This is a genomic window from Sporolactobacillus inulinus (genome assembly GCF_006539285.1).
Classification (GTDB): Bacteria; Bacillota; Bacilli; order Bacillales; family Sporolactobacillaceae; genus Sporolactobacillus; species Sporolactobacillus inulinus.
Map to the genome: position 1 here is coordinate 1 of NZ_BJMS01000092.1, position 7,085 is coordinate 7,085.

Here is a 7,085-nt window from a genome sequence, read left to right on the forward strand (position 1 = left end):
TCACTGCACCCTGTAGAAGGAGGAAAACCCCTAGCGTGCCATGCTAATGCGATCAGCTGAAGCAGCAGAATAGAAAAAACGAATGCAAATGATAATAAATTAGTAATAATTATTATTATAATTGACTTGAACTTTATTAAAATATGTATAGAATGTGAGTGAAGAGTGATGATTTTGTGACAATCATTACGATGAAAAACCTTGTATATGCATAAACTTGTATGAGAAGTCACATGCCAAGGAAAGAAGTTGAGTTGATTGAAAGTTTCTCTTTTTACGACGTGTTTGGGTGAATTTTTCTACGTCGATGTATTGAAAGATGTAACCGAAATACTTGAACGATTAGGTTGCGAAGTGGATGTTCCGGAAGGACAGATCTGCTGCGGTCAGCCGGCGTATAATAGCGGCTATGCAAAGGATACAAAAGGACCCGCGAAACAGATGATTAAGGCTTTCGAGCATTCTGATTACATTGTATGCCCATCAGGATCCTGTGCAACGATGTTCCATGAATATCCCAACTTTTTTAGTGATGAGCCGGAATGGGAGGATCGAGCAAAACAAGTTGCTGCAAAGACGTATGAATTCACACAGTTCATTGTGCGTGTTCTTGGTGTCGTTGACGTAGGTGCTGAGTATCATGCACGTGCAACACTTCACACCTCCTGCCATATGACACGTTTATTAGGCGAACGCGAGTCACATTATACGCTTCTGAAACACGTAAAAGGGCTCGAGTTAGTTCCGCTACCAAATAATTATGATTGCTGCGGATTTGGCGGTACATTTTCTGTAAAAATGTTTCCGATCTCTGAACAAATGGTTGATGAAAAGATCCGTCATATTGAGGAAACAAAAGCAGATGTACTTGTTGGAGCAGATGCAAGCTGTTTGATGAATATTGGGGGAAGAATGAATCGCTTAGGCAAACCGATTAAAGTGTTACATATTGCCCAAATCTTAAACAGTCATCAAGGCAAAGGAGATGAGCGAGATGCCGATGAAAGTCGGAAATCTACCATTCTTTGAAGGTGTTGATGAGGCGATTCATGACTCATTCATGGTTAATGCCGTCTCCTCTGCCCAGGACGGATTGCGTGACCGAAAGATCAGCGCTACGGTAGGCGATAAAGCATTAGGTGATTGGGAAGATTGGCGTAGTGCTGGTGAAGAAATCAGATCCCATACGCTAAACAATCTGGATTACTATTTAAAACAATTAAGCGATAACTTTGCTGCACGAGGCGGACATGTTTATTTTGCGGAAACTGCCGAGGAAGCACGGAATTATATTAAAAAGGTTTGTAAAGAAAAAAATGCCAAGCATGTCGTGAAAGCTAAGTCAATGGTCACTGAGGAAATCAGTCTAAATGAAGCTTTGGAGAGCGAAGGATGCGAAGTTCTTGAAACAGACTTGGCAGAATTTATCCTTCAGGTAGATCATGACCAGCCTTCACATATTGTTGTTCCTTCAGTGCATAAGAATCGTCAGCAAATTCGTGATGCATTTAAGAAGCTTGGCTATGAAGGCAGTGATGATCCCAAGGAGCTGGCCGGATTTGCGCGCAAGACGCTGCGCAAGAAATTCTTAGAAGCCGATGTGGGGATCACCGGATGTAATTTTGCCATTGCTGACAGCGGCAGTATTTGTCTTGTTACCAATGAAGGAAACGCAAATATGGTGACTGCTTTTCCAGAGACACAGATCACGGTTATGGGCATGGAAAGGATTGTTCCTTCGTGGAAAGAAATGGATGTGGTTGTGTCTTTGCTTTGCAGAAGTTCCGTTGGCCAGAAATTAACGACTTATGTTACGGATATTACCCCTGAGCCAGATCAGAAAGCGGTCGACAGCCCTAAGGATTATCATTTGGTGATTGTCGATGCAGGACGTTCTAATGCATTGGGAACAGAATTTCAGCCCGCGTTGCACTGTATTCGCTGCGCGGCATGCATTAATGTTTGTCCCGTATATCGCCATATTGGCGGACATGCGTATGGCTCGATCTACCCAGGACCAATTGGAGCGGTATTGTCTCCAATTTTAGGCGGATATGAACAATACGGAAAACTACCTTATGCCTCGAGTCTCTGTGCGGCTTGTACGGAAGCATGCCCAGTTAAGATACCTTTGCATAAATTGTTAATTCGCCACCGTCAGAAGTATGTTGAAGGCGGCGGTCATCCACCCGTTATGGAGAAGGTTGCGATGAAAGGGTTCGGCATCGGTGCATCTTCTCCGAAACTTTTCAAGATCGGCATTAAATCTGCTCCAATTATGCTTAAACCGCTTGTCCATCATGGATCGATAACCAAAGGACCAGGCCCACTCAAGCCATGGACGCACGGCAGGGATCTTCCGGCACCGAGTAAGGAAAATTTCAGAAAATGGTTTAAGAATCACAAACACCAAGAAACAACAGCGATTCAAGATAAAGGAACAGGTGAATCACTATGAAAGGTACTATAGAAAATCGCGATTCATTTCTAGAGAAAATTGCCGATAAACTGAAACGAACGCCAGGGGAAGCACCGGAAAAACCGGTATGGACCTACACACCTCAAAATAAGGTTTATCAAAATTACTCGGAAGATCAATTGCTGGCGATGATGAAAGAAGCTTGCGCGCCGATTCATACAAAACTATTTGAGACGAATTCAGAACAGCTTGGTGTTCAATTGGATCAATTAATTGCCGAATACGGTGGGGGATCGATTATCGCCACGAATGATTTACGCTTTCATACATTTGGTTTAGACGAGATTTTGAAAAAGAACAATGTTGCTGTTTGGGATTATAAAGAAGGACATAAGGCTATTGAAAGAGCGACACATGCTAATATCGGATTATCCATTTGCGATGTAATGTTGGCCGAATCCGCAACAGCAGGTTTGTTCAACGATCAAGACAAAGCGAGAAGCGTCAGCCTGCTGCCTGTGACGTCAATCGTAATTGTTCCGAAAAGCAGCATCGTTCCACGGATGACGCAAGCGATGCAGCGAGTTGAAGAGCGTGTACAAAAAGGAGAAACGATTTCCTCATATATTAATTTCATTTCTGGACCAAGTAACAGTGCTGATATTGAAATGAAACTGGTTGTTGGTGTGCATGGCCCGGTCAAAGTTGCCTATTTGGTCGTTGCTGATCGTTGATGCGCGTCCGTATCGGCAGCACTTAAAGAGATCGCTCTTAATAATGAAAAACACAGTTGATGAGTGTCAACTGTGTTTTTACTTTTTCTTATTATTTTATGCACCTATCATTCACGGATTTGTCCGTTTCCTTCGATGAGGTATTTAATACTGGTCAAAGCATTTAACCCCATAGGGCCACGTGCATGCAATTTTTGTGTGCTGATACCGATTTCTGCACCAAACCCAAATTGTTCGCCATCGGTGAATCGTGTTGATGCGTTATGGTACAACGTCGAGGCGTCAACAGCTTTGAAAAAAGCCGCAACATGTGCAGGATCTTCGCTGATAATTGATTCGGAATGCTTCGTACCGTAGCGATTAATATGATCAATTGCTTCTTGAAGCGTATCAACGAGTTTGACTGCAATAATTTTATCAAGATATTCGGTTGCCCAATCCTCCTCAGAAGCAGTTGGTAATTGAGGAAATTTATCGGCGGCACTTGGGTCGATACGACAGGAAACGCCAGCTGTTCGAAGCGTATCGATTAATACATCGCCAAATCGGTCAAACCATTTTCTGGAAACAATGACGGTTTCAATAGCATTGCATACGGAAGGACGCTGGGTCTTCGCATTTAAAACAATGCGGGTTGCCATTTCAGGATTTGCGGATTCATCGATATATACATGGCAATTCCCGGCTCCGGTCTCGATGACAGGGACGCTTGCCTGTTTGATTACCGTCTGTATCAAACGACTGCTGCCGCGTGGAATCAGTACATCAATCAAACCGTTTAAACGAAAGAACTGATTTGCGGTCTCATGACGTGTATCCTCCAGCAATTGAACCGCTTCCCTAGGGATTTTTGTCTGCCGAAGTGCTCTCTTTATTGTTGAAACCAGCGCTTTATTCGTTTCAAGTGCTGACGCGCTCCCGCGGAGATAAACGGCATTTCCTGTTTTGAGACATAGGCAAGCGGCATCAACCGTTACGTTTGGTCGTGCTTCATAGACCATACCAATGACGCCAATCGGTACTCGAATTTTTTGGATATGCAATCCGTTTGGCCGATCCCAGTGGTCAAGCTCATCGCCGATCGGGTCCGGCAGTTTGGTAAGGGATTCAACTGCTGCTGCCATCGCATCAATACGATCTTCGTTGAGCATGAGCCGGTCAAGCAGGGAGGGGGTCATTTGATTTTGTTTTGCGCGTTCCTGATCCAGGCGGTTTGCTTCAAGGATAATGTTGCTGTCTGTATGCAGTTGAACAGCGATGGCATGCAATGCTTGATCTTTTTCAGCACTTGATTGCACGGAAAGGAACTGTGATGCGGTGCGCGCTGATTTTGCTTTTTCGATTAATTCATTTTTCTTTACTAAGGCCATTGGCTCGTGCTCCCTTCTTTTTTTCAGGACGAAGTGTTGCGGTCCACGGTACCCAATTGTCGCGATGAACGACCTCGGGGTGTCCGCCGTCGATCAAATCCATAGCATGCGTACTATTCATTCGTTTGATTTCCTCAAGCTGTTCAGACGAGTAATTCACTTGACCTTTTCCCAGTACATGGTTTTTTCGGTCCACAATTTGAATCACTTCTCCGGCATGAAAATGACCCTTGATTTGCCGTATGCCGGCGGGCAATAAACTTTTACCCTTTTCCATTAATGCATGAACTGCACCGTCATCAATTTCTATTTTTCCAGATACCGGTGAATGAAGCGCAATCCACTGTTTTGAAACCTTGAGCGAAGGTTTTAACTCTCTTGAACCGATATAGGTTCCATCACCTTCGCCTTTTATGATCGCGACGAGTTTGTCCGTCCCTTTTCCTGTGCCAATGAAGGTACGGACACCAAGCGATAGAGCGGTACGAGCGGCACACAATTTAGATTTCATACCGCCTGTACCTACCTTAGAGCCAGAAGCAGCGCTTGTTTCGTTCAGCAGATGGTCGGGAAGTTGATCAAGATAGTGATAGCGGATCGCATCGTCATATTCGTTTGGATTCTTATCATAAAGCCCGTTGACATCAGTAAGAATTGCAAGAAAATCGGCATGAATCAAGCCGCTGACGAGTGCGGACAACATATCGTTATCACCAAACGTCAGCTCTTCTAGAGAAACAGAATCATTTTCGTTAATGATTGGGATCACTGATCGCTTCAAAAGTTCGGACAAAGCAGAATAGGCATGACTCATCTGTTCACGTCGTTCAAAGTCCTGTCTAGCGAGTAAGAGCTGGGCAATGGTAATCCCGTATTTATGAAAAGCGCGCGCATAGTGATTGAGCAGCATGACCTGTCCGACAGCCGCAGCGGCTTGTTTGCCGGCAATGGTTACCGGACGCGCCGGATAACCAAGACCGGAGTATCCGGCTGCTATCGCACCGGATGATACGAGGACGATTTGATAGCCACTTGAAGCAAGCCTCGCGATTGCTGCAACATGATCCTCAAGCTTTTCAGCATCCAACTGTCCGTGAGCATCGGTCAGCGAGCTGCTTCCGATTTTTACAACCACTCGTTTTGTATTCATGATCCAATCCTTTCCTTTCAACGAAAAAGCCTCTCCCAATCCTTAATAAAAAGGACGGGGAGAGGCTTTACCCGCGGTACCACCTTTGTTAATACGACGAACGCGTACTCACTTAATCGCTTCGTAACGTGAAGAAAACGATTCGGTTTTTGTCCGAATAGCTCAAGGGCAGGTTCAATAAGAACGGAGCGGAGCATCTTCCAGCCGATGGATGCTGTTCTCTAGCGCACCTTCAATTATTTACTAGTCCCTGTCAACGCACGGTATCATTAATTTGCCTTAATTATATTCAGACTTTGATGGGAAGTCAAGAATGAACTTGATGATCGATGCCCGAATTAAAATGTTTTTTTATTCTGCATGCCGGTGTTAAGATAGAGAGGTAGCGGTTGGATCTATAGCAATAGCAGTAATGGTGAAACCTTTATCAAGAGAAAACGTATTAGTATTATCAGCAGATGATATGCAAATAGGAGGATGGTTCTACTGATGAAAAAACTTATGGCTGCCCTTTTAGCTTTGGCTTTGATTTTTAGCCCGGCTGGTGATCTGGTTTTTCAAAGTCATGATCAGCAAGTGAGCGCAAAGGGGTACCGTTCTGGAGTAAAAAGCTTTAATTCAAACCGAGGCAGCGGAACAACTTCATTCTTTAAAAGTAACCGGACGCAGAGGGCCAAAACAGGAACTGCGACAAGAAATTTCACGGGCGGCGGCTTTATGCGCGGGATGATTTTCGGCGGTTTGTCTGGATTTTTATTTGGCAGTCTTCTTTCACACATGGGCGGATTCGGCATGATGGCAGGATTTTTAATTAATTTAATTGCAATTCTTGTGATCATCGCTTTATTTCGTTACATTATTGCAAGTTTTAGAAAGAAACGATCTGAGGATTCAAACCGATGGAGACAATGACGATCTCTGAGCAGGATATCGTAAATAGTCTATGCCTTTATTTAGCAAGTAAAAAGGATATGACCCCAGAATCGATTCAAGTTGAGCTTCTTTATGATGATGATTATGGTTTTTCTGCTGAGGCATATGCCGGCGCACGAAAGCAGATCCTTGTTGAATCAAATATTATTGAAGCGTTGCGCTTTTGGCTGGACACTGAACGGCACATGGATCCATATGGATCACTGCGTTTAGAATTGGATGAGGAGCAGGGAATTATTGCTCAATACAACATCTAAATAAAATGGTGAACGAAAAAGTCCCAACTCATTTCATGAGTCGGGACATTTTTTTTACACTGCTAAGACTGAGCCAGAGGCTTGGCAAAGCCAAGTTTTCTAACAAGTAAGGAAAGTATATGATTTTGCTTTGTGGTACAACGATAAGCGCATAAAAGTGGAACTTCTGCTAATTTAAAGGAACTTTCGCTAAGTAGAAATGATCTTTCGCTAATTGTAAAA

General features: G+C 43.8%; 7 protein-coding genes and 1 other annotated feature. Of the genes, 5 read left to right on the plus strand and 2 right to left on the minus strand.

Annotated elements, in window-relative coordinates:
• Positions 1-258: 258 nt before the first annotated feature.
• From SIN01_RS11770 to SIN01_RS11780, 3 genes are read left to right on the plus strand one after another with little or no spacing between them, the layout of a single operon-like run.
• Complete coding sequence (locus tag SIN01_RS11770) at positions 259-1,029, plus strand: (Fe-S)-binding protein (protein ID WP_010024722.1); 771 nt, start codon at positions 259-261, stop codon at positions 1,027-1,029.
• Positions 995-2,458 (plus strand): LutB/LldF family L-lactate oxidation iron-sulfur protein, encoded by a 1,464-nt coding sequence (locus SIN01_RS11775; RefSeq protein ID WP_010024721.1) that lies wholly within the window; start codon positions 995-997, stop codon positions 2,456-2,458. Before SIN01_RS11770 ends, SIN01_RS11775 begins: the two co-directional genes overlap by 35 nt.
• Positions 2,455-3,153, plus strand: coding sequence for a LutC/YkgG family protein (locus SIN01_RS11780; protein WP_010024720.1), 699 nt, complete (start codon positions 2,455-2,457; stop codon positions 3,151-3,153). The genes SIN01_RS11775 and SIN01_RS11780 overlap by 4 nt, the downstream gene beginning before the upstream one ends.
• 107 nt (positions 3,154-3,260) lie before the next feature.
• Here SIN01_RS11780 and SIN01_RS11785 read toward each other — a convergent pair whose 3' ends face one another.
• On the minus strand, positions 3,261-4,523 hold the full coding sequence (locus tag SIN01_RS11785) for a glutamate-5-semialdehyde dehydrogenase (RefSeq protein ID WP_010024719.1): 1,263 nt from the start codon (positions 4,521-4,523) through the stop codon (positions 3,261-3,263).
• Positions 4,501-5,673, minus strand: coding sequence for a glutamate 5-kinase (gene proB / locus SIN01_RS11790; RefSeq protein ID WP_029548153.1), 1,173 nt, complete (start codon positions 5,671-5,673; stop codon positions 4,501-4,503). Before proB ends, SIN01_RS11785 begins: the two co-directional genes overlap by 23 nt.
• Positions 5,674-5,720: 47 nt before the next feature.
• Positions 5,721-5,939: a binding site (T-box leader), on the minus strand.
• 223 nt (positions 5,940-6,162) lie between these two features.
• Here proB and SIN01_RS11795 point away from each other — a divergent pair.
• Positions 6,163-6,585 carry a hypothetical protein gene (locus tag SIN01_RS11795; RefSeq protein ID WP_010024717.1) on the plus strand — a complete coding sequence of 141 codons (423 nt, stop codon included), beginning with the start codon at positions 6,163-6,165 and terminating at the stop codon, positions 6,583-6,585.
• A complete protein-coding gene (locus SIN01_RS11800; protein WP_010024715.1) occupies positions 6,573-6,863 on the plus strand; it encodes a DUF2653 family protein in 291 nt (96 codons plus the stop codon). The genes SIN01_RS11795 and SIN01_RS11800 overlap by 13 nt, the downstream gene beginning before the upstream one ends.
• Positions 6,864-7,085: the final 222 nt, after the last annotated feature.